The sequence below is a fragment of the Mycobacterium sp. E2733 genome (assembly GCF_001667585.1).
GTDB lineage: Bacteria > Actinomycetota > Actinomycetes > Mycobacteriales > Mycobacteriaceae > Mycobacterium.
The window spans coordinates 1-1404 of record NZ_LZJZ01000124.1 but is presented as its reverse complement, the minus strand read 5'-3'; the positions used below and the strand labels follow the sequence as shown (position 1 = coordinate 1404).

Sequence of the window (1404 nt, the reverse complement as noted above, 5' to 3'; positions counted from 1 at the left end):
ACTTTGAGGAACCCAAGCGCGGTATCCGCGTGCCCATCGACGTCACGGGGGATCAGAACCGCGACGCCAGCATCGGCTGGTACATTCCCGCCAACGGCGACATCCACCTTGGCGCGGCCACCGCGGGGAATCGCCGCCGACGACCCGGAGGCATTGCTAATCGCACCCGCATGCCTGGCTCTAATCACCGGTGCGCACATATTCTTCGTCGAAATTCTTGCTGGTGCAGGCCGAGCCGGTCGATTCCTGGCGACCGTGCCCGGTCAGCCGCGTGATCGGATCCTGCGGCGGGGACGGCAGCGGAAACGCCGCGCTTCGTTTCACGTGCGACGTGCCGCCCCTGGGACACGGGGCGTCGTACTCGGCGTCCTCACTCCACGTCCGGCCGGCGAACACCAGAGCCGTGTCAGCGGTGGGGCCGGTGAAATAGCTCATGCACCGGTCGCCGGTGCGCAGACAGTCGGTACGGACCACCATGTCGTACTCGTGGCGAGAGCCGGTCGCAAAGGTAACCGTGTCGTGGTAGTGACCGTGCAGCGCTTCGGCCGGCGACACCACCCGCGGTGGCTGGCCGGCCGGGTCGGGAAGGCTGGTGAGGTCGATGTCGCCGGTGCGGGTGAAGCTCACGGCCCGCTGGAGGTCGCAGCCGGTGCTGGAGGTCGAGGTGTAGTCGCCGGTCAGGGCGCCGTCGGGCTGGGGTTGCAAAATGAACACCTCCCAGAATTCGGCGGGCGCGTTATCGCATGTTCCCGGGCCGAGGCCGACGGCCAGCCAGCGCCCGCCGACCTCGTCGAACACCAACGTCGACACGGAGGTGGTGCCGCCGCTGCGGCGTGCCGCGGTGGCCACGCACCCGCCGGGGCGGCACACCGAGCGCACCCGCCAGGATTCCGTTGCCGGCGCCGCATCCCTATAAGGTCTCCCGTCGAAATGGGTCTCGGGGGCGAAGTCGGCGGTGAAGATTCCGGTGAACGGACCCGTATTCGGCGGCGGGGTGGTCGGCGCGGTGGCGGTCGGCGCGGCCGGGGTCGCCTTGTGGTGGTGGGAGGCGTTGACGGCGGCGAAGACACCGCCCGCGATGAGTACCGCGATCACCAGCAGCGCGGGAATCACGACGTTCGGGCGCCGCCACCTCGGCCGCTGCGGGGTGGGCGTTACCTGGGGCAGCGGTGGTGCCCCCCATGGTGGTGGCAGGACGGGTGCGGCCCCGATCGGGGCGAGTTGGGTGTCGTAGCCCTGGATGCGGCCCGCGGTGGGCTGACCGGGCCAGACCGGTGGGTGCACCTGCACGGTCTGCTCCGGTGGGGGTAGCGGCACTGTGGCCGCCTCGCGGGCGGCGTGCGCGAATTCCACGGTGGTGGCATAGCGCTGGGCGGGGTCTTTGGCCATGCCTTTGGCGATGAC

The 1404-nt window shown here is 70.0% G+C and carries 1 pseudogene; it reads right to left on the bottom strand.

What is annotated here, in order from left to right:
* Nucleotides 1–180 precede the first annotated feature (180 nt).
* Nucleotides 181–1404, bottom strand: a pseudogene (locus A5678_RS27675) (serine/threonine protein kinase); the annotation flags it as partial.